Source organism: Arthrobacter sp. 01T425, assembly GCF_056398725.1.
In genome coordinates this window covers 1-19,059 of record NZ_JBFTPY010000023.1, presented here as the reverse complement: position 1 = coordinate 19,059, position 19,059 = coordinate 1, and the positions used below count along the sequence as shown (strand labels likewise).

General features: G+C 67.7%; 18 protein-coding genes. 8 read left to right on the top strand and 10 right to left on the bottom strand.

The genetic code is table 11. From position 1 onward, the window contains the following. Positions 1-156: 156 nt before the first annotated feature. The 3 genes from AC1DNG_RS19365 to AC1DNG_RS19355 all read left to right on the top strand — a co-directional run bounded on the left by AC1DNG_RS19365 (position 157) and on the right by AC1DNG_RS19355 (position 6,182). A complete protein-coding gene (locus tag AC1DNG_RS19365) occupies positions 157-5,013 on the top strand; it encodes an NAD-glutamate dehydrogenase (protein WP_476888035.1) in 4,857 nt (1,618 codons plus the stop codon). 160 nt (positions 5,014-5,173) lie between these two features. Next, a complete protein-coding gene (locus AC1DNG_RS19360; protein ID WP_043436378.1) occupies positions 5,174-5,677 on the top strand; it encodes a GNAT family N-acetyltransferase in 504 nt (167 codons plus the stop codon). Between the two features lie 70 nt (positions 5,678-5,747). Beyond that, a complete protein-coding gene (locus AC1DNG_RS19355) occupies positions 5,748-6,182 on the top strand; it encodes an acyl-CoA thioesterase (RefSeq protein WP_079555099.1) in 435 nt (144 codons plus the stop codon). Here AC1DNG_RS19355 and AC1DNG_RS19350 read toward each other — a convergent pair. From AC1DNG_RS19350 to AC1DNG_RS19335, 4 genes are all read right to left on the bottom strand, one after another. Continuing rightward, positions 6,121-7,173, bottom strand: a complete 1,053-nt coding sequence (locus AC1DNG_RS19350; RefSeq protein ID WP_476888051.1) for an FAD-dependent monooxygenase — start codon at positions 7,171-7,173, stop codon at positions 6,121-6,123. The two genes, AC1DNG_RS19355 and AC1DNG_RS19350, sit on opposite strands and share 62 nt — an antisense overlap. Before the next feature lie 44 nt (positions 7,174-7,217). Continuing rightward, positions 7,218-7,610, bottom strand: a complete 393-nt coding sequence (locus AC1DNG_RS19345) for a nuclear transport factor 2 family protein (protein WP_230008143.1) — start codon at positions 7,608-7,610, stop codon at positions 7,218-7,220. A 109-nt stretch (positions 7,611-7,719) separates the two neighbouring features. Beyond that, the gene (locus AC1DNG_RS19340; protein WP_476859610.1) at positions 7,720-8,910 is read right to left on the bottom strand and encodes a 4-hydroxybenzoate 3-monooxygenase; all 1,191 of its coding nucleotides are present in this window, start codon (positions 8,908-8,910) and stop codon (positions 7,720-7,722) included. Between the two features lie 93 nt (positions 8,911-9,003). Further along, positions 9,004-9,783 (bottom strand): IclR family transcriptional regulator, encoded by a 780-nt coding sequence (locus tag AC1DNG_RS19335; protein ID WP_476874192.1) that lies wholly within the window; start codon positions 9,781-9,783, stop codon positions 9,004-9,006. Between the two features lie 133 nt (positions 9,784-9,916). Here AC1DNG_RS19335 and AC1DNG_RS19330 point away from each other — a divergent pair, with 133 nt between their 5' ends. Next, a complete protein-coding gene (locus AC1DNG_RS19330) occupies positions 9,917-11,218 on the top strand; it encodes an MFS transporter (RefSeq protein WP_476857687.1) in 1,302 nt (433 codons plus the stop codon). 13 nt (positions 11,219-11,231) lie between these two features. Here the strand turns inward: AC1DNG_RS19330 and AC1DNG_RS19325 are convergent, their stop codons facing one another. Beyond that, positions 11,232-12,314 (bottom strand): FUSC family protein, encoded by a 1,083-nt coding sequence (locus AC1DNG_RS19325; protein WP_476874168.1) that lies wholly within the window; start codon positions 12,312-12,314, stop codon positions 11,232-11,234. Between the two features lie 243 nt (positions 12,315-12,557). Between AC1DNG_RS19325 and mscL the strand changes: the two genes are divergently transcribed. From mscL to AC1DNG_RS19310, 3 genes are all read left to right on the top strand, one after another. Beyond that, positions 12,558-13,088: a large conductance mechanosensitive channel protein MscL gene (gene mscL / locus AC1DNG_RS19320; protein ID WP_476888034.1), complete on the top strand. Its 531-nt coding sequence runs from the start codon at positions 12,558-12,560 to the stop codon at positions 13,086-13,088. 93 nt (positions 13,089-13,181) lie between these two features. Further along, on the top strand, positions 13,182-13,775 hold the full coding sequence (locus AC1DNG_RS19315; RefSeq protein WP_476888033.1) for a DinB family protein: 594 nt from the start codon (positions 13,182-13,184) through the stop codon (positions 13,773-13,775). A gap of 90 nt (positions 13,776-13,865) precedes the next feature. Next, the gene (locus AC1DNG_RS19310; protein ID WP_476857683.1) at positions 13,866-14,747 is read left to right on the top strand and encodes an ACT domain-containing protein; all 882 of its coding nucleotides are present in this window, start codon (positions 13,866-13,868) and stop codon (positions 14,745-14,747) included. Between the two features lie 63 nt (positions 14,748-14,810). Here AC1DNG_RS19310 and AC1DNG_RS19305 read toward each other — a convergent pair whose 3' ends face one another. Further along, positions 14,811-15,770: a diacylglycerol/lipid kinase family protein gene (locus AC1DNG_RS19305; protein WP_043436382.1), complete on the bottom strand. Its 960-nt coding sequence runs from the start codon at positions 15,768-15,770 to the stop codon at positions 14,811-14,813. A 172-nt stretch (positions 15,771-15,942) separates the two neighbouring features. Between AC1DNG_RS19305 and AC1DNG_RS19300 the strand changes: the two genes are divergently transcribed. Continuing rightward, positions 15,943-16,179, top strand: a complete 237-nt coding sequence (locus AC1DNG_RS19300) for a hypothetical protein (RefSeq protein ID WP_028277604.1) — start codon at positions 15,943-15,945, stop codon at positions 16,177-16,179. 53 nt (positions 16,180-16,232) lie between these two features. Here AC1DNG_RS19300 and AC1DNG_RS19295 read toward each other — a convergent pair whose 3' ends face one another. The 4 genes from AC1DNG_RS19295 to AC1DNG_RS19280 all read right to left on the bottom strand — a co-directional run. Next, complete coding sequence (locus AC1DNG_RS19295) at positions 16,233-17,039, bottom strand: IclR family transcriptional regulator domain-containing protein (protein ID WP_028277605.1); 807 nt, start codon at positions 17,037-17,039, stop codon at positions 16,233-16,235. A 62-nt stretch (positions 17,040-17,101) separates the two neighbouring features. Beyond that, a complete protein-coding gene (locus AC1DNG_RS19290; protein WP_476888032.1) occupies positions 17,102-17,809 on the bottom strand; it encodes a 3-oxoacid CoA-transferase subunit B in 708 nt (235 codons plus the stop codon). 1 nt (position 17,810) lies between these two features. Further along, positions 17,811-18,470 carry a 3-oxoacid CoA-transferase subunit A gene (locus tag AC1DNG_RS19285; protein WP_230007405.1) on the bottom strand — a complete coding sequence of 220 codons (660 nt, stop codon included), beginning with the start codon at positions 18,468-18,470 and terminating at the stop codon, positions 17,811-17,813. Positions 18,471-18,488: 18 nt separating this feature from the next. Continuing rightward, the coding region (locus AC1DNG_RS19280; protein WP_476888031.1) for a thiolase family protein at positions 18,489-19,059 on the bottom strand (571 nt) is incomplete at its 5' end.

Below are 19,059 nucleotides of genomic sequence, written 5' to 3'. Positions count from 1 at the left end.
CGGGCCGGTCCGTCCCCGGCGGGCGTACAGGCCGTCCCGGCGGGGCGTACCGGGTCTGGACTGCTCACGGGAACGCGGCGATGATGAAGACAGGCGTGGGGACAGGATGGTCGGCCGCGGCATGCGGTTGAGCCCGCGCAGTGGAGGCGCAGGGGCATGTCACGCAAATCGGTACACCCGGGGCATGCGCCCGGCCACGTTTTCCCTGGCTTCGATGACCAGTTCCTCGCGGCGTACTACGAGCACGCTGCGCCGGAGGACCTCCAAGGCTACAGTCCAGAAAACCTGGAGCAGCGCTCCAGGCACCATGCGGAACTAGCGGACGGCCGTCCGGCAGGCACGGCGGCCGTCGACATCCTGAACGAAAGCGACGCCAGCGTCCTGCTGGTGGTTGCCGACGCCATTCCGCACCTGATCCATTCGCTTACTGCGGAGCTGGCCCGCCAAAACGAGTCCATTCGGTTACTGGTGCATCCCAATTTCCTGGTGCGGCGGGATCCGCGGACTGATCGGTTGATGGAAGTACGGCATGGGTCCTCGCAGTCCGGACCGACGGGCCCAATTGCCGGCGTCCCGGGTGCCGCGGCGGCCGGCACCGTCCAGGTCCCGCCGGGGTGGAGATCAGAAACGTGGGTGGCGGCAGAGATAGGCCGCATGCCGGGGTCACGGGCCATCGCGGAGCTCACCGCCAACGTGCGGCGTGTCCTCGCGGACGTCCAGTTGGTCGCGGATGACACCCCAGCCATCCACGCCCGTCTCGCCCGCACCATCAACTCCCTGGACCTGCTGCCCGCCGGCACGGTTCCGGCTCCGGAGCAGCTCGGTGAGCTTCTGGGCTGGCTGGACCGCGGCAACTTCATGTTTCTGGGATACAGCGAATATGAATACTCGACGGCGGAGGGCCCGGATGTTGTGTCGTTGCTGCCCGGCGCGGGGCTGGGCCTGCTCAGGGACGGGCGGCCGGAGGCCCGCCAGCCTGTTACGGGGCTGCCCCATTCGCAGGTCCTCACCATCTCCATTTCGGATCTGAGATCCTCCGTCCCCCGCCCGGCTTACTTGGATGAAATCCTCGTCCGGACCTTCGGCAGCGCCGGGGAGGCCACGGGAGAAGTCAGGTTTGTGGGCCTTTTCGCCCCGGGTGCCACGGGCCGGTCCGTGCGGCGCATCCCGGTCATCCGGGACAAGGTACGCGCCATCCAGGAGCGCTTCGGCTTTACCGAGGCCTCCCACCCTGGCAAACAGCTCCTCACCGTCCTCGAGTCCTTCCCCCTGGACGAGCTGTTCCACCGGGACCTGGATGAACTTTCCGGGCTTGCCCGAGAGATTCTGCGCCTGCAGGCCCACCACCAGACACGGGTGTTCCTGCGCGCTGACAGCTACGGGCGCTTCATGACCGCGCTGGTGTTCCTCCCCCGGCCCAGGTACAGCACGGCCGTCCGCCTCCGGATTGAACACGAGCTTAAACAGGCTTTCTGGTCCTCCTCGCTCGAGTTCGAAGTCAGGCTTAGTGAATCCCCGATGGCCCGCGTGTTCTTCCGGATACTGTTGCCCGCCGGCGGGATGCCCGACGTCGATCCCGCTGAAGTGGAGCGGAGCGTTGTCAGCGCAACGCGGACGTGGGCCCAGGGCCTGGACGAAGCGCTCCGTGACAGGTTGCCGTCGGCGGAGGCCAGCCGGTTGTCGGCGCTGTGGTCCGCCGCCTTCCCGGCCAGCTACCGGGCTGATTTCGAGGTCGAGGACGCGGTCGAGGACATCAATACGTTCGAGCGGTTCGATCTCGACGGCACGGGCGGGCGACCGCTGAACGATCCTCAGCTGGCCGTTTATGTCCGCACCGACGCCTCCCCGACGCTGGCCGAAGACGCACGGATCCGGCTTTACCTGACCACCGCCCACAGCCTGACGCGGATCCTGCCGTTCTTCCACAACCTCGGACTGGAGGTGCTGAACCAACGGCCCTTCGATGTGGTGCGCGGGAGGGACCGGGCCTTGTTCCTCTATGACCTTGGCGTCCGCTACCCGGCCGGCGTGGATCCGTCCCGCACCAGCGGGCTGCTGGGGGATGCCTTCGGAGCTGCCATGCGTGGGGACTCAGAATCGGACCGCTTTGACGGCCTCGTCCTCCGGGAGGGCATCGAATGGCGCCAGGCGGCAATCCTGCGCAGCTATGCCAAGTACCTGCAGCAATTGGGCACAACGACCTCCTACGGCTTCATGGCCGATACGCTGCTGGTCAATGTCCGGGCTACCCACGCGCTCCTGGCATTGTTCAGGGCCAAGTTCGATCCCGAGCTGGAGGCGGCACGCCGGTTCGGGGACACCGACGCGGCTCGGAGGGATCTGCTGGCCGCGATCGACGACATTCCCGTCCTCGACGCCGACCGGCTGTTGCGCACCTTCATGAACCTGGTGGAATCCACGCTCCGCACTAACTACTTCCAGGCGAAGCCCCACCTGAGTTTCAAACTGAACCCTTCCGCGATCGCGGGTGCCCCGCTTCCCCGTCCCAAATATGAAATCTGGGTGTACTCGCCCCGCGTGGAAGGCGTCCACCTGCGCTTCGGGGCACTGGCCCGGGGCGGGCTGCGCTGGTCCGACCGGAGCGAGGATTTCCGCACCGAGGTCCTTGGCCTGGTCAAGGCGCAGAACGTGAAGAACTCGGTGATAGTGCCAACCGGCGCCAAGGGCGGTTTCTATCCCAAACAGTTGCCGGACCCGGCCATGGACCGCGACGCCTGGCTGACGGAGGGCCTGGAATGCTACCGGACCTTCGTCCGCGGGCTGCTGGACATCACCGACAACCTGGTCACCACCGCCCACGGCGAAACAGTGGTGCCTCCGGCGCGAGTGGTGCGGCACGACGTCGACGACTATTACCTCGTGGTGGCGGCGGACAAGGGAACAGCGTCATTTTCCGACGCTGCGAACGCGGTGGCAGCGGAGTACGGCTTCTGGCTGGGCGATGCCTTCGCGTCCGGCGGGACCGTGGGCTATGACCATAAGCAGATGGGCATCACGGCCCGCGGGGCCTGGGAATCGGTGAAACAGCATTTCCGCGAACTCGGGATGGACTGCCAGGCAGAGGACTTCACAGTTGCCGGCATCGGCGATATGGGCGGCGACGTCTTTGGGAACGGGATGCTCCTCTCCCGCCACATCCGGCTGGTGGCGGCTTTCGATCACCGCCACATCTTTCTTGACCCGGCGCCGGATGCGGGGGCCTCGTTCGAGGAACGGCGGCGGCTCTTTGCCCTCCCCCGCTCATCTTGGGCGGACTACGATCCAGCACTGATCAGCGGGGGCGGTGGTGTCCATTCCCGCCGGGCCAAGTCCATCGGCATCACTGAACAGGTCAGGAGCTCTCTGGGCCTGGAGCCGGGCACCGTGTCCCTGCCGCCACACGCTCTGCTTCAGGCCATCCTCCGGGCGCCCGTGGACCTGCTGTACAACGGCGGCATCGGAACTTACATCAAGGCCTCATCAGAGGCCAACACCGGGGTTGGCGACAAGGCGAACGACCCCGTCAGGGTCAACGGCAATGAGGTGCGGGCGAAGATCATCGCCGAGGGCGGGAACCTCGGAATCACGCAGCTCGGGCGGATCGAGGCCGCCTTGGCAGGCGTCCTGCTCAATACCGACGCCATCGATAATTCAGCCGGCGTGGACTGCTCTGATCATGAAGTAAACATCAAGATCTTCGTGGACCGGATGATCGCGGCGGGAAAGATGCCGTCGCCGGAACGCGCCGGCTTCCTGCATTCCCTCACGGACGAGGTGGCCCGCCTTGTGCTGGCCAACAACGCGGACCAGAATGTCCTGCTCTTCAACGACCGGCACCTGGTGCGGGAATGGAGCCCGGGCTTCGAACGGACCATGGACTGGCTCGAGAACGCCACGGACCTTGACCGCAAGCTGGAGGGCCTGCCAAGCAACGAACAACTCAGGGAACGGCTGCGGTCAGGTGAGGGCCTGACCGCGCCGGAACTGTCGGTGCTGGCCGCCTACGCAAAGATCGAACTGGCAGCGGAGCTCACCGCCAGCGACCTTGCCGATGACCCGTGGTTCCGGCGCGTGCTCCGCGGCTATTTTCCACGCCAGCTGTCCGAACGCTTTGAAGCAGAGCTGGCGGACCACCCGCTGCGCCGCCAGATCGTGTGCACAGTGGTGGCCAACGACATGATCAATCTCGGCGGAATCACCTTCGCCTTCCGTGCCATCGAGGAAACCACTGCCACCGCCGCCGCCGTTGCCAGGGCCTTTGTGGTGGCGCGCGAGGCCTACGACCTGCCGTGGATCGTCACCCGGCTGGCCGCACTCCCCGCCGGATATCCCACCGAACACGTCGCCGAGGCGACGCTGCACATGCGCCGGATCCTCGACCGGGCCACGCGATGGTACGTGACGCATGACCATCGCGACCAGCCCGTGGCCGCGGCCGTGGACAGGATCATGCCCACCCTGGAACTGCTGCGGACCCGAACATTGGACTACCTCCGCGGCTCCGACCTGGACCGCGTGGAAGACAGACTCGCGCACTGGGCCGCCGTGGGGATGCCCCGGGAGCTGGGCCTGCGCGCCTCGGACCTGTTGGAGAGTTTCGGGTTGCTGGACATCTCCCTGATCTCCGAGCAGGTGCGCGAACCCATCCCCACTATTGCTGACCTGTACTACGCGGTGTTCCAGCGCATCGGCGCCGCGAACCTACTGCTCAGCATCACCGACCTGCCCCGGCAGAGCCGCTGGGAGTCTCTCGCGCGGGCAGCCCTGCGCGACGATGTGTATTCCGCCGTAGCCGACATGACCGTCTCGGTAATGGCGACAACCCAGGGCCTGAATGCCACCGACGCCGGCACGTCCGATGCCGTGGAGCGCATCGTGGCCTGGGAACGCGGGCACCAGGAGCAGCTGGCACGGATCAAGGACACCTTCGCGGAAGTGACCAAACCGGGCCAAGTGGATATCGCCTCGATCTCCGTGGCGCTGAAACTCCTGCGGACACTGGTGCGCCGCTAGGCTGTGGCCGTCGCCACGGCGACCCGGAAAGTCGAGCCGGAAGCCGCAACTGCACTGCCATCCGCCCACAGTTCTCGCGACGCTTACCGGCAGGAAACACAGCCGAAACCGCTGGTGCCTAGCCTTGGACTGCATAACACTTCGGCGAATCGAGGCAGTGATGCAGACCAACCCGCGGCTCAACATCCGTCAGGTCACTTGGGCGAACCCCGTCGGCGCGGACCTGAGGGCAGCCCAGCAGGCGGAACTCGAGGCCCGCTTCGGCCGGCCCGACCACGAACCCGGCCCGCCGCCGTCGGAAGCGGACACGGCGGTGTTCCTGGTGGCGCACGACAAAGCCTCAGGCCAGCCGGTGGGCTGCGGCGGCCTTCGCATGCTGGACGCCACCACCGCTGAAATCAAACGCCTCTACGTACTGCCCTACACCCGTGGCTCAGGAGTGGCGAGCTCCATCCTCGCGGCCCTCGAAGCCCACGCCCACGCGCTGGGAATCACCACCCTGACTGCGGAGGCCGGCTCGGTGCAGACCGACGGCCGGCAGTTCTACGAGAACTCGGGCTTCGTTTCCGTGCCGAACTTTGGGCCTTATGTCGGCCTGGTGCACTCGTACTGCTACGCGAAGCCGATCGATTCGCACAGCGCCGCGCACACCGCCATGGCGTGAGGCCGCGCGCCTCCCCGGGCCGGCTGCGTCACACAACGCCGCCGGTCACGGAGTCGGCTAACCTCGCACTATGGAATCGGCCGACATCACCTTCCGTACCCGCAAATGGGTGCGGCCCGAGGACCTCAACGCCAACGGCACCCTGTTCGGCGGGAGCCTGCTGAAGTGGATCGACGAGGAGGCGGCCATCTACGCCATCCTGCAGCTGGGCAACGGCCGGGCCGTCACCAAATACATCTCCGAAATCAACTTTGTCAGCTCCGCGGTCCAGGGCGACCTGATCGAAATGGGCCTGACCGCGACCCGTTTCGGCCGGACATCGCTGACCATGCGGGCCGAAGTCCGGAACATGATCACGCGCCGCAGCATCCTCACCATTGATGAGATCGTCTTCGTGAACCTGAGCCCGTCCGGCAAGCCAGAGCCGCACGGCTATACCGAGATCACCTACGACCGGGACCGGATTCCAACGCACCATCTGACCGAGACCCTGGACCAGGACTAGCCAAGCCCAGCAGCGCGTCCCGCACAGGCTGGCCCCGCTCCGCCAGGGCCAGCCGCATCACGGCCGACGACGCCCACCGCAACGCCTGCGTGCGGAGGTGGCGCGCCCGGTTGTAGGCGCCCAGCGCCTCGTCCACGGGCCGGGTATTGAGCAGCGCCGCGAGGGTCACGGCATCGACCAGCGCCTCGCAGGCACCCCGGCCAAGGTTGGGTGTCATCGCGTGGGCGGCATCCCCGAGGAGTGCCACCCGGGCGCGGACATAGCTGCCAGGCGGCGGCGTCGTCCAGATCCGCTGCACCAGGGTTGTTTCCGGTTCCGCAGCGGCCAGGACGTCGCGGATGCCCGGGGCGTAGCCTGCGTAGCGGGCGCGGGTTTCCGCCAGGACCGCGGCGACGTCGAGGCTTCCGTGTCCCGCCCCGGAGCGGAACGCCGCGTACCAGTTGGTCCCGGCCGCCGCGGGACCAATCCCGAAGAGCTGCCCGCGGCCCCAGTATTCGCCCGTGTGCCCCCGCCACAGCGATCCGGGAACCACGCCGCGGACCGCGAGGTAGCGGGTGTACCGGGCACCGGAGCGGGCACCCCAGCAGCTGCGGCGCACCGCGCTGTGGACACCGTCAGCGCCCACCACGAGGCCGGCAGGACCGGGACGGACGACGTCGAGGCGGCCGGACACCCGGCGCACGCTGGCCGGGACTGCACCGTCGAGGAGCCGGACGAGATCAACCCGGGAGACGCCGATCAGCCCCGTCGCCTGCGCTGATGTCCATGCCCTGCCGGAGGCCGCCCGGACGGTCATGCCGTCGATCACCGGGCTGGCCTCCCTGACGGCGTCCAGGATGCCCAAATCGCCGAGGGCGCGCTGGGCCGCGGGCCACATGGCCAAGGATGTCCCCACGGTCGGGAGCCCGCACCGCTGTTCTGTGACCGTGACCTCGAAACGCGCGGGATCCAGCCGGGCTGCAAGAGCCAGCCCGGCGATGCCGCCGCCGATGATGGAAACAGCCTGCGGGCGGGGCCGATCATGCGGTTGTTCGGTCAGGTCCAGAAGTCGTCTGCCTTGGCCGTGTCCTCGAAGAACTCCCGCCCTTCCGCGATCTGTCCGTCGCGAACCACGAACGTGATGACGGTAGGCATGTCCAGGGTTTTGCCGTTGGCTTCCCCGTGGGTTTGCTGGATCGCGACCGTGTGGTTTTCCCCGCCGACGATGTCCTCGACGTTGGCTTGGAAGTGACCTTGGGTGCGCGCGCCCAGTTCACCGAAGTACGCCAGGATCGCGTCGCGGCCCTGTTTGGTTCCGGATAGCACGCCGCTTCCGGCAACGTGCCAGACTGCGTCCTCCGCGAACAGGTCGCTGAGGGTCGCCATATCCCCTGCGTTGAAGGCCGTGTAACCCCGCCGGACCAGTTCAACATTCTCTTCGGTTCCCATGATCGGACACCTCTCCATCGTCCTTGTCGGGTCGTGCTGGGACGGTTCAAGGCTAGTCCTGGCCCCGGTGCCTGTCGACGGAAAATATGAGCCCCGCCGGGCCGCCGGTCTAGCGGGCCCCCGGCCAGCCGGTGTAGGCCTCCGCGAGGTAGGCGCTGCCGTGGCGGGAGGACACCACGGACTGGAGCTCGCCCAGCTGGCGGGCGCGGGAGAAATCATCGGCGCCGGCCGGGGTGTGCAGCATTGAAGTCATCCAGTAGGAGAACTGCTGGGCCTTCCACACCCTGTTCAGGGCGCGGTCGCTGTAGGCGTCCAGGAGCGCGGCGGAGCCGGTGGCGTAGAAGCTGTCGAATCCCTCGAAGAGGACCTTGACGTCATGCAGCGCCAGGTTCAGGCCCTTGGCCCCGGTGGGCGGCACCGTGTGCGCGGCGTCTCCGGCGAGGAACAGGTTGCCGTGCCGCATGGGGGCGTGGACAAAGCTGCGGAATTTCAGGACCGTCTTGTCGATCACGGGCCCTTCCTTGACCTCGAATCCGTTGCCGTTGACGCGGCTGCGGAAGGCCTCCCAGATGCGGTCCTCATCCCAGTTGTTGACGTCCTCGTTGGGGTCGCACTGGAAGTACATCCGCTGAACCGTCTCCGTGCGCTGGCTGATCAGGGCGAAGCCGTTCTCCGAGTTGGCGTAGATCAGCTCGTCGGAGCTGCGCGGCGCCTCGGCCAGGATGCCGAACCAGGCGAAGGGGTACTCGTGGAAGTACCACTTGCGGTGCGCCTCGGGAATCTGGAACCGGCAGTGGCTGCGCGAGCCGTCCGCGCCGGCGATGAAGTCGGCCTGGAGCTCGTACTCGACGCCGTCCGCGTCCGTGAACCAGACCTTGGGCTTGGCTTCGATGTCGTGGATGGTGGTGTCCGTGACGCCGTAGCGGACATCGCCGCCGTCGGCCTTCCGGCGTGCGGCGAGGTCCAGGAACACGTCCGTCTGCGGGTACAGCCACACCGATTCCCCGACGAGGTCCTGGAAGTCGATCCGGTGGCTTTCGCCGTTGAAACGCAGTTCGATTCCGTCGTGCCGGTCGCCGTCACGCAGCACGCGGTCGGAGACGCCGCTGTCGACGAGCATGTTAACTGAGCCGTGCTCAAGGATGCCGGCACGGACCGTCTCGGAGATCGCCTGGTGGCTGCGGATCTCCAGGACGGTGGATTCGATGCCGGCCTTGGCCAGCAGGTGGGACAGCATGAGTCCGGCCGGGCCGGCCCCGATGATGGCTACCTGGGTGGTGATGACTTTTCGCTGTGCCATGTGCGTCTCGCTTCGTTGCGGGGTCCGGGCGGTCGGGGCCGGGGCCGTTTTCGTCTTCCGGCTAACAGTGTGCTCCCCCGGGGGTGATACGCGTTACATGGATTCCGCTGAATGGAATACAGGATTCTCGCGGGGCTCTCCCAGCCGCCGCCCGATCCCCCGCGCCGCCGTCTGGAGGGCGGGAACAAGCGCCTGCAGGCGCACCTCGCGAAGGGGAACAACGACGCCGAGCGCCGCCACGGCGTGCTTCCTGCGGTCCAGCACCGGAACCGCGATCCCCCACGTGTCAGGGTCCACGACGCCGGCCAGCTGGGCATAGCCCCGGTGGGCGGCCTCGCCAAGGAGGGCGCGGAGATCCTCCAGTGCCAGCCGGCCGGCCGGATCACTGAATCCCTCGAGGTACTCGGCCTGGACGGGGCGGGGCTGGTTGGCCATGAGCACCAGCCCGGCGGAGGACACGTGCACGGGCATCCGGCCGGCCACCTGCGCCCGGTTGGCGACGGAGCCGCGGCGGGACAGCCGCTCCACAAAGAGCGCTTCCCGCCCGTCCAGCACGGCGAGGTTCACGTTTTGATGCAGCACCTGCTGGATGTCTTCCATGAACGGCAGGGCTGCCTGGCGGAGTTCGAGCGTGGGGGAATTGCGGTTGGCGAGCTCCCAGAGCCGCAGGCCCAGGCTGACGGAGCCGCCGGGGCCCACGTCGAGCAGGCCATGCCCGGCCAACTGCCGGACGAGCCTGTGCGCGGTGGTCAGGGGGAGCTCCGCCCTCGCGGCAAGCTCCGAGAGCGGCAGCGCCGTGACGCCTTCAGGGAACGCGGCAATCAACCGCAGGACCCGGTCCACCACCGAGTCGCCGGAGTTCGAGTTGGCCACCATATCCCTTCCGTTGAATGGTTTTAAGTGTCCCATGCAACACGGCGCGGTGATACAACTCTCACAATGGAAAGAGGCCCGGCGAACACCGGCCGGGGCACGGAATCACCTAAACACTAGCGCTGGGGTAACAATGTCAACGTCGTCATTGGACAAGTCGTCGTCATCGGGAGAGAAATCACGGTGGCCCGTGTGGCTCTGCTGGCTGGCCATGGTGCTGGACGGCTTTGACCTGGTGGTGCTCGGCACGGTCATCCCGACCCTCATCAAGTCGCAGGAACTTGGCTTCGACGCCGTTGGGGCGACGTTCGCCGCAACCGTCTCCCTGGTGGGTGTGGGGCTCGGCGCGCTCTTCATCGCCCCGCTCTCGGACCGCTTTGGCCGGCGGAACCTGCTGGTGGCCTGCGTGGCGTGGTTCTCCCTCTTTACGATCGCCGTCGTCTTCGCACCCAACGTTGCGTGGTTCAGCACGTTCCGGCTGCTGGCGGGCCTCGGCCTGGGCGCCTGCCTGCCCGCCGCGCTGGCGTACATGAACGACTACGCACCCGCCGGAACGGCCGGAAAGTCCACCACCCGGACCATGACCGGGTACCACGTCGGCGCCGTGGCCACCGCGTTCCTGGCCCTCATGGTCATTCCAAGCTGGCGGACCATGTTCGTGGCCGGCGGCCTGGCCGGCTTCGCCCTGGTCCCCTTCCTGTGGTTCAAGCTTCCGGAGACCCTTCCGCCGGTCCACCACATCCCCGCGGCCGCCAAGTCCCCGGCCGGCAGCCAGGCCCGCACACAGGCCGGGGCCGCGCCCGCGGAAGAACGCGCCAGCTTCCGGGATTTGGGCCGCAAGCCCTACCCGCTGATTGCGGCCGGTGTGGCCGTGGCGTCCTTCATGGGGTTGCTGCTGGTCTACGGCCTGAACACCTGGCTGCCGCAGCTCATGGCCTCCGCCGGTTACAGCCTGAACGCCGGCCTCGCCTTGCTCCTGGTCCTGAACGTGGGCGCCGTGGTGGGCCTGCTGATCGCCGGCGTCCTGGCCGACCGGCACGGGACCAAGAAGATCGTCCTGCTCTGGTTTGGCCTCTCCGCCGTGTTCCTGGCCGCGCTCAGCGTCCAGATCCAGAACGAAGTGGTGCTCTATGCCGCCGTCTTCGTCACCGGCGTGTTCGTCTTCAGCTCCCAGGTTCTGGTCTACGCCTGGGTCACCCAGCTCTTCCCCGTCCGCCTGCGCGGCACCGCTTTGGGCTTTGCCGCCGGCGTGGGCCGGCTGGGGGCAATTATGGGCCCGGCCGTCACCGGCGCGCTGGTGGCCGCCGGCATCGCCTACCCGTGGGGCTTCTATGTTTTCGCCGCGGCCGCCGTCCTGGCGGTGCTCGCCCTCGCCTTTGTCCCGCAGACCGTTCCGGCAGTGTCCCGCGCCGGCGCCAGCGTCGGGCACTCGTAGCCGTCAGTCGCGCCTAGGAGAAGCGCTCCGGGGTCCGCGCCTCGCGGCGGCCCCTGAGTTTGCGCCACGCGCCGGGCGCCAGCACGACGGCGATGCCGACGGCGGCGCCGATGATGGTCTCGACGATTCTGTCGCGGAGCAGGAGGCCGGGCGGCACGGGCGCCACGAGAAGCGTCGAGGTCAGGGCCAGCGGCGTGACGAAAACCTGCGCCAGCATGTACTGGCGGGCGATGAACATCTCGGCGCCGAACTGGCACGCGGCAATGACCAGCACCGTCTGCCAGGGCGTCGGCTGCAGGAGCAGGATGCCGGCGAGCAGCACCAGCCCCAGGGCTGTGCCCGCGATTCGCTGCAGGCCGCGGCTGACGCGGTGCCGGGTTGTGTGGCCCACCAGCGGAACGACGGCGGCCACCATCGCCCAGTAGTTGTGGCCAATGCCCAGCCATTCCCCGGCCAGGGTTCCCAGCGTTCCCGCCAGGCCTGCCGCCACGAGGTAGCCCCAGCTTTCATGCCACGCGGTGCGTGTCTCCCGCGGAGTGAGGGCCGCCGGTCTCGGATTCACCCACGGGGTCCGGTGGCTCCGGGCCACCCGCGAGGACAGGCCGAGCAGCAGGGAGAAAGCCACCGTGAGGACCGCCACCAGCATGGCCTGCCACAGCGGCGGCTGATTGGGGATTGACGCGATGGCCGCGAACGCGAAGATATGGAACAGCGAACCGGAGGGGCGCAGGCGCCACCACGCGACAACCAGGGAGCAGCCCCACGCGATCACGGTGGTGGCCACGACCAGGACCCAGGTGGTGCCTGCCGCCGACAGCCCGGCCAGGGCGTCCACCCGCGCGGTGAGGGCGGCCAGGAACATCACCAGCAGCATCAGCCCGCCGCCGCGGACCTGCAGGGTCAGACGCCTGGCGTGCGGCTCGTTGCGGCCGTAGATGCCGGTGAAGGCGCCGAAGGAAGCGAAGATTGCCAGATCCAGGCGGTCCAGCAGCACCAGCGTGATCAGCGGAACAAAGACTCCCACGGCGCAGCGGAAGGCAACCTGGTGGTCCTTGTTGCCCGGCGCGATGGTGAACATCTCGGCGAACACCTTCATAGCGCCGGCCTCACAGCGAAAAAGCTCTTCATGGGCGGGTTCTCACGCATTTGTTCATGAGTTCAGGCGCCTTTCGTTGCAGCCGGAGTGTTACGACGGCGGCGCTGGCATCCAAGAGGGAGTTTACGCCGGAACGGCGCGGCGGCGGCATCGGAATCCGTTGATCGGGATCGGCCGGCTGCACCGCGAAGTGGTAGCGTCTATCGGTTGAATCAAGCCCGCAACGCACACCGGAGGTTCCCCATGCTCAAAGGATTCAAGGATTTCATCCTGCGCGGCAACGTGATCGAACTTTCCATCGCCGTCGTGGTCGGCACCGCTTTCACCGCCCTGGTCAGCGCGTTCACCGCAAACATCGTCAACCCGATCCTGGCTGCCGCCGGCGGAGTCGAAACCCACGGCCTGGGCTTCTACGTCTGGCCTGGCAACGACAAGACCTTCGTCAACATCGGCGCCGTGGTGACGGCCTTCCTGACCTTCCTCATCACCGCCGCGGTGGTGTACTTCATTTTCGTGGCCCCCATGAACCGGATCAACCGAATGGTCAAGAACCGGCTCAAGGCAGCCGAGCCCGAGGAGAAACCGATCCCGGCCGACACCGCGCTGCTGGCCGAGATCCGCGACCTGCTGGCCAATCTGGCCGGCCCGGACTCCGCCGCCACCCGCGCCCGCGTCGGGGAACACCCGGACGGGGAACACCGGGACGGGGAGTACCCGGAGGGGAAGGCACACTCGTCCGAACCGGCCGGAACCGCAAGCCGAACTCACGTCTGACCCGTCCTTGCCGGGCCCTCTGGCGGGCGGCCGGACCGGAGTGCTTTGATGTAGGGGCCCGCCGCGCGAGCTTGACTGCCAAGGAGGAACACCATGCCGGACCTTAGTTGGAACCACGAGCTGGTGGACCAACTGGACTGGCATTTTGCCAATCAGGCCCGGCCGCGGCTGGAGGGGTTGACTGACCACGAGTACTTTTGGGAGCCGGTACCGGGCTGGAATGTCCGCCGCAAAGACGCCTCAACACCACCGGCCGCGCCGGGTTCGGGCGAATTCACCATAGATTTCAGCTACCCGGAGCCCGTTCCTGCTCCGGTGACAACCATTGCGTGGCGCCTGTGCCACATTCTGGTCGGCGTCCTCGGCGCACGCACGGCATCGCACTTTGGCGGCCCACCGTTGGACTACCAGAGCTTCGCCTACCCCGGCACCGCGGCCGGGGCACTGGCCCAGCTGGACGAGTACTACGGCCGGTGGATCCACGGCGTGAAGGGCCTCCACGAATCGGGATTGGCGGCACCCTGCGGGCCGGCCGAGGGCCCGTACGCCGATGCCCCCATGGCAGCACTGGTCCTGCACATCAACCGTGAGATGATCCACCACCTGGCCGAGGTCGCCCTGCTCCGCGACCTTTACGCCCACCGCCACCTGCTCCAGCGCGGCCCGGAGGGTGGACCGGACCTGTAACAGCACGATCACTCGGCCTGGCCCGGTCCCGGCGCGAAACCGTCACCCGGCGGCAACCCGGCCGAAACAGCCGGCCGGAATCATGGGAGCATGACGCGCAACGCTACAGGCAAAAACCCTGCCAAAACCACCGGCAAAGCCCAGTCCCCGGCCACCTCCGAGTTGAGCTGCGAAGTGTGCGGCCAGATGCCCGAACCGACCAAGGCACGGCTGACCCTGGCCAATGTCGCCGTGATGCTCCCGATCGAACTGCTGGTGCACGCGGCGGTGGTGCAAACCCACCTGCCATACGTTGCCAAGGTCCTGGTGCTGACCATGACCGCGACCATCCTGGTGATCTGGGTGGCCGAACCCTCGGCGGCCCGGATGCTCAGGGGCTGGCTGCATGCCCCGGCCCTGCGGCACCGCAAACGGCTCGGCGCCGCACCCGCCCTGTGGCGGGCGCGGACCGTCCTGAAAGACAAGCCCGGGTCGCTGCAGAAACTGACGCAGGCCCTGGCCGGCCTGAACACGAACATCCTCAGCATTCATGTTCATCCCGTGGCCGGCGGTGTGCTGGACGAGTTTGTGCTCTCGGCCCCGGGCGAAGTCCGCGAAGCCGAGCTGCTCCGGGCGCTGCGGGCCGGCGGCGGAGCGGACCCGCACGTCTGGCCGACCACCGCCCTTGCCATGGCCGACGGGCAAACCGGCGCACTGAGCCTGGCCGCCCGGATCGCCGCCAGCCCGGAGGAGCTGCCGCTGGCGGTCGCGGAACTGCTGCGGGCACGGATCATCCCCGGAACGGCCGCCGGCATCACCGAGGGCCCGCCCTCCACGGGCGGTGACGGGACGGTCCTGAAAATCCCTACGGCGTGGCACGGGCCCATTACGTTTTCCCGGCCCGGCGAGCCGTTTACGCCTGCCGAGTCTGCCCGCGCACACCGTTTGGCCGAACTCGCGGAGATCCTGGCGCACCGGCCGGCGGCGCGTTAGCCGGCCCGGCAGGCCGGCGGCCCGGCTGGCCGGTGAAATAGCCGCCCGATGGTTGGCGCAGGGTCAGATGCCTGTCATCCGGATGGTGAGGGCATCCTGCTCGACCGTGACCTTAAGGTGCTTGGCCTTGCCGAGGGGGTCGCCGTCGAGCTGGAATTCCTGCTCGTGGGCGAGTTCGATCTCGGCTGACTTTCCAGCGAAGTATTCCACCGACGCATTCTTGGCATTCCTCCGGCCGAAGACGCCGGCCAGCACATCCAGCCAGCCGAACCGGCCGATGGGGGCCAAAATCACGACGTCCAGGATGCCGTCGTCGATCTTGGCGTCGGGAAAGATCTCCACGCCCCCCATGATCTTGCCGCAGTTACCCACCATCACGCTGCGGATGCGGCGCCGTACCGGGTGCTCGCCGTCCATGCTGATTTTCGCCCTGATGGGCTTGCCCGGCAGGTGCCGGATGCCCGCCTCAACGTACGCGAGCCAGCCCACGCGGTCCTTGAGTTCGTCGACGGTGTTGGCCATGATCGCAGCGTCGTAGCCAAGTCCGGCCATCACCAGGAAGGTGGATTCCGTCTCGGCGTGGTCCAGCGTGGCCTTCACTACGTCGACCTTGGTGTCCGTGCCGCTCAGGACGTCGTAGCTGGCCGCCACGGGGTCCGTGATGTCGATGCCGAGATTGCGGGCCAGCAGGTTCCCGGTCCCCAGGGGCACCAGGCCCATCGGCGTTCCGGTGCCTGCGAGGACTTCCGCCACGCAGCGGACCGTTCCGTCGCCGCCTGCGGCGATTACGACGTCGACTCCGGCCTCCAGCGCCTCGCGGGCCTGGCCCAGCCCGGTGTCCTCCTTCGTGGTTTCCAGCCACAGCGGCTCCGCCCAGCCCTGGGTCTCGCACAGGCGGAAGAAGGAGGCGCGGAAGCTGTCGCCGGGAGACTTCATGGGGTTGATAACCACGGCGGCGCGCCGGGACGCTGTATTGTCCCCGGTTTCCAGGGTCTCCGACGTCGCGGTGCTGTTCTCTGTCATGGCGTCCTTAGGGGCAATTCGGCGGAGGGTTCCCGAACTAAAATCCTAGCCGCAGTGCCCGCGTAACCTGCGCAGGGCCGGCGCGAATCGTGGACGTGCGCTCCGCAGGCTCACTAGACTGGACTTCGTGATGTGCCGGAGGCTGCGCTCCGGACGCCGAAAGCGGGGGCAGATGACTGAAACAGAGAATTACTCAGCGACGGCAGAATCATCCAGCGTCGATCCGCACGACTGGGGCCGGGCGATGGCACTGGCGCTCACGCGGCTGGCCGAGCAGATCGCGCCCGGAGGCAGCGAAGACATCCATGCCCTGTTGGTGGGCAGGGACCTGCATTTGAAAATCGGTGACGAACCCGGTGGCGTGACGATCACGGTTTCAACTGAGCCGATCCCGGATCCCGCTACCTGACGGTTCTCTTCCCAGGACGTACCCCTTCCCAGACGTACCGTCTGAAACGCGTTTCACCGGCCCGAGGTCAGGTCCTCGGAGATAATTTCCGCCGTGGCCAGCGCCGCCTCACGCACGGCCTTGAGGTAGGAGTCCGGATCGGGCTGCGCGGATACCGTCTGGGCCTGCAGCGAGACGTTGATGGCCGCCACCACTTTCGGCCCGTCGTGGACGGGCGCCGCAATGGACATCAGGCCCAGCTCCAGCTCCTGGTTCAGCAGGCACCAGCCCTGGGCGCGAACAGTATCCAGCTCCGCCAGGAGGGCGGCCCGCGTTCCGATGGCTCCGGGAGTCAGGGGCCGGATCTCGGCTGCCGCGAGGTACTCTTCCAGCTTCGCCGGCGGGAGGGCCGCGAGCAGCACCCTGCCCATGGACGTGGCGTAGGCGGGGAAGCGGGTGCCCACCGTGATGCCGACCGTCATGATCCGCCGGGTGGAAACCCGGGCGATGTAGGCGATGTCGGTGCCTTCGAGCACCGCGGCCGACGTCGACTCCCCCAGTTCGAGGGAGAGCTCTTCCAGGTGCGGCTGGGCGAGCTGCGGCAGGGAGAGCCCGGACAGGTAGGCGTAGCCGAGCTGCAGCACTTTGGCAGTCAGGGCGAAGATCTTGCCGTCCGTGCGGACATAGCCCAGCTCCGCGAGCGTGTGCAGGAACCGCCGGGCGGTGGCCCGGGTCAGCTCGGTCCGGGCCGCCACCTCGGTCAGCGTCATCTTGGGGTGTTCCGTGTCGAAGGCACGGATCACTGCGAGCCCGCGCGCCAGCGACTGCACGTACTGGTCGCTGGCCGCGGGCGCGCCGCCGCTCTTGGCTGGCTCAGTCATTTTCCGCCTCTCGGTCCCGCATCACTTTAGCGGTGCCCACAGCTTGTCCGGCCGCAGGCCTGTCAGCTTGGGTCCGCCGCCCGGAGCGGCATCGGGACCATGGCCTGGAGTTCCTCGAGCGTGCAGCCGAAGGTCTCCCGCACCTGGACGCCGTCGGGTCCGGTCAGGAAGACGGCCTTGTCGGTGTAGACGCGGGTCACGCAGCCGATCCCGGTGAGCGGGTACGTGCAGCTCTCCACGAGTTTGGACACGCCGTCGCGGGTCAGGAGCGTCATCATGACGAAGACGTCCTTGGCGCCGGTGGCGAGGTCCATGGCGCCGCCGACGGCGGGGATCGCGTCCGGGGCCCCGGTGTGCCAGTTGGCGAGGTCGCCGGTGGCGGAAACCTGGAAGGCGCCCAGGACGCAGATGTCCAGGTGTCCGCCGCGCATGATGGCGAAGGAGTCAGCGTGGTGGAAGTAGGACGCCCCCGGCAGTTCGGTCACGGGGATCTTCCCTGCGTTGATGAGGTCGCCGTCGATCTGGTCCCCGGTGGCCTCCGGGCCCATGCCGAGCATGCCGTTCTCGGTGTGGAGCGTGATGTTCTGCTCCGGCTCGAGGTAGTTCGAGACCAGGGTGGGCTGGCCGATGCCGAGGTTCACGAACGATCCGGGGACGATGTCGCGGGCCACGAGGCGGGCGAGATCGTCACGGCCCAGCGGCTTGCCGGACGTCTGGAGATCAGCCTGGTTGCCGGTCCGCAGACTCTGGTCATTGGTTGGGATGCTCATCTCAGGCCACCTTCACAATGCTGTTGACGTAGATGCCGGGGGTCACGATGTTTTCCGGGTCCAGTCCGCCGGTGGGGACGATCCCGGACACCTGGGCGATGGTGTGTTTCGCGGCGGCGGCCATGATGGGGCCGAAGTTCCGCGCGGTTTTACGGTAGACCAGATTGCCCCGGCCGTCCGCCGTGAGGGCCTTGATCAGGGCGACGTCGGCGTGGATGGGGGTCTCGAACACCTGCCACTTGCCGTCCAGGAAGCGGGTTTCCTTGCCTTCGGCGAGCATGGTGCCGTAGCCGGTGGGCGTGAAGAAACCGCCGATCCCGGCGCCGGCGGCACGGATCCGCTCGGCGAGGTTTCCCTGCGGGACCAGTTCGAGCTCAACCTCGCCGGCGCGGTACTTGGCGTCGAAATGCCAGGAGTCGGACTGCCGCGGGAAGGAGCAGATCATCTTCTTCACCCGGCCTTCCTTGATCAGCAGGGCCAGGCCCTGGTCGCCCTGGCCGGCGTTGTTGTTCACCACGGTCAGGCCGGTGGCGCCGCACTCCAGCAGCGCGTCGATGAGCTCGAACGGCTGCCCGGCGTTGCCGAAGCCGCCGATCATCACGGTGGAGCCATCCTTGATGCCGGCGATTGCCTCGCCGACGGTGTCGATGAAATTCAGCATCTGTCTTTGCCCTGTCCTCTATGCCGCATCGCGGGAAGTTACGTTTTCGAGCACGACGGCGAGGCCCTGGCCGACGCCGATGCAGATCGCGGCGACGCCCCAGCGCTGCCCGGAGGCGTGCAGGGACCGGGCCAGGGTGCCGAGGATGCGGCCGCCGGAGGCGCCGAGCGGGTGGCCCATGGCGATCGCGCCGCCGTGCCGGTTCACGATTCCCGCGTCGATGTCCCAGGCGTTGATGCAGGCCAGGGACTGCGCGGCGAACGCCTCGTTCAGTTCGACGGCGCCGACCTGGTCCCAGCCGATCCCGGCCTTGGCGAGGGCCTTGTTCGCGGCCTCGACCGGGGCGTAGCCGAAGTACTGCGGGTCGTTGGCGTGCGCGCCGCGCCCGGCGATCCGGGCCAAAGGCTCCATCCCCAGGATCCCGGCGGCCTTTTCACTGCCCAGCCACGCCGCGGACGCGCCGTCGGAGAGCGGGGACGCGTTCCCGGCCGTGACGGTGCCGTTCCCGGTCCGGAACACGGTCTTGAGCCCGGCGAGCTTCTCCGCCGAGGACCCGGGACGGATGCCCTCGTCGCGGACCAGGTCCGTG

What these genes read in the sequence shown, in the direction of transcription:
- mscL (WP_476888034.1), top strand. Translation starts at nt 12,558, where the DNA reads ATGCTCAAAGGATTCAAGGATTTCATCCTGCGCGGCAACGTGATCGAA.
- AC1DNG_RS19365 (WP_476888035.1), top strand. Translation starts at nt 157, where the DNA reads ATGTCACGCAAATCGGTACACCCGGGGCATGCGCCCGGCCACGTTTTC.
- AC1DNG_RS19360 (WP_043436378.1), top strand. Translation starts at nt 5,174, where the DNA reads ATGCAGACCAACCCGCGGCTCAACATCCGTCAGGTCACTTGGGCGAAC.
- AC1DNG_RS19285 (WP_230007405.1), bottom strand. Translation starts at nt 18,470, where the DNA reads ATGCTGAATTTCATCGACACCGTCGGCGAGGCAATCGCCGGCATCAAG.
- AC1DNG_RS19295 (WP_028277605.1), bottom strand. Translation starts at nt 17,039, where the DNA reads ATGACTGAGCCAGCCAAGAGCGGCGGCGCGCCCGCGGCCAGCGACCAG.
- AC1DNG_RS19325 (WP_476874168.1), bottom strand. Translation starts at nt 12,314, where the DNA reads ATGAAGGTGTTCGCCGAGATGTTCACCATCGCGCCGGGCAACAAGGAC.
- AC1DNG_RS19355 (WP_079555099.1), top strand. Translation starts at nt 5,748, where the DNA reads ATGGAATCGGCCGACATCACCTTCCGTACCCGCAAATGGGTGCGGCCC.
- AC1DNG_RS19345 (WP_230008143.1), bottom strand. Translation starts at nt 7,610, where the DNA reads ATGGGAACCGAAGAGAATGTTGAACTGGTCCGGCGGGGTTACACGGCC.
- AC1DNG_RS19300 (WP_028277604.1), top strand. Translation starts at nt 15,943, where the DNA reads ATGACTGAAACAGAGAATTACTCAGCGACGGCAGAATCATCCAGCGTC.
- AC1DNG_RS19330 (WP_476857687.1), top strand. Translation starts at nt 9,917, where the DNA reads ATGTCAACGTCGTCATTGGACAAGTCGTCGTCATCGGGAGAGAAATCA.
- AC1DNG_RS19290 (WP_476888032.1), bottom strand. Translation starts at nt 17,809, where the DNA reads ATGAGCATCCCAACCAATGACCAGAGTCTGCGGACCGGCAACCAGGCT.
- AC1DNG_RS19305 (WP_043436382.1), bottom strand. Translation starts at nt 15,770, where the DNA reads ATGACAGAGAACAGCACCGCGACGTCGGAGACCCTGGAAACCGGGGAC.
- AC1DNG_RS19310 (WP_476857683.1), top strand. Translation starts at nt 13,866, where the DNA reads ATGACGCGCAACGCTACAGGCAAAAACCCTGCCAAAACCACCGGCAAA.
- AC1DNG_RS19315 (WP_476888033.1), top strand. Translation starts at nt 13,182, where the DNA reads ATGCCGGACCTTAGTTGGAACCACGAGCTGGTGGACCAACTGGACTGG.
- AC1DNG_RS19340 (WP_476859610.1), bottom strand. Translation starts at nt 8,910, where the DNA reads ATGGCACAGCGAAAAGTCATCACCACCCAGGTAGCCATCATCGGGGCC.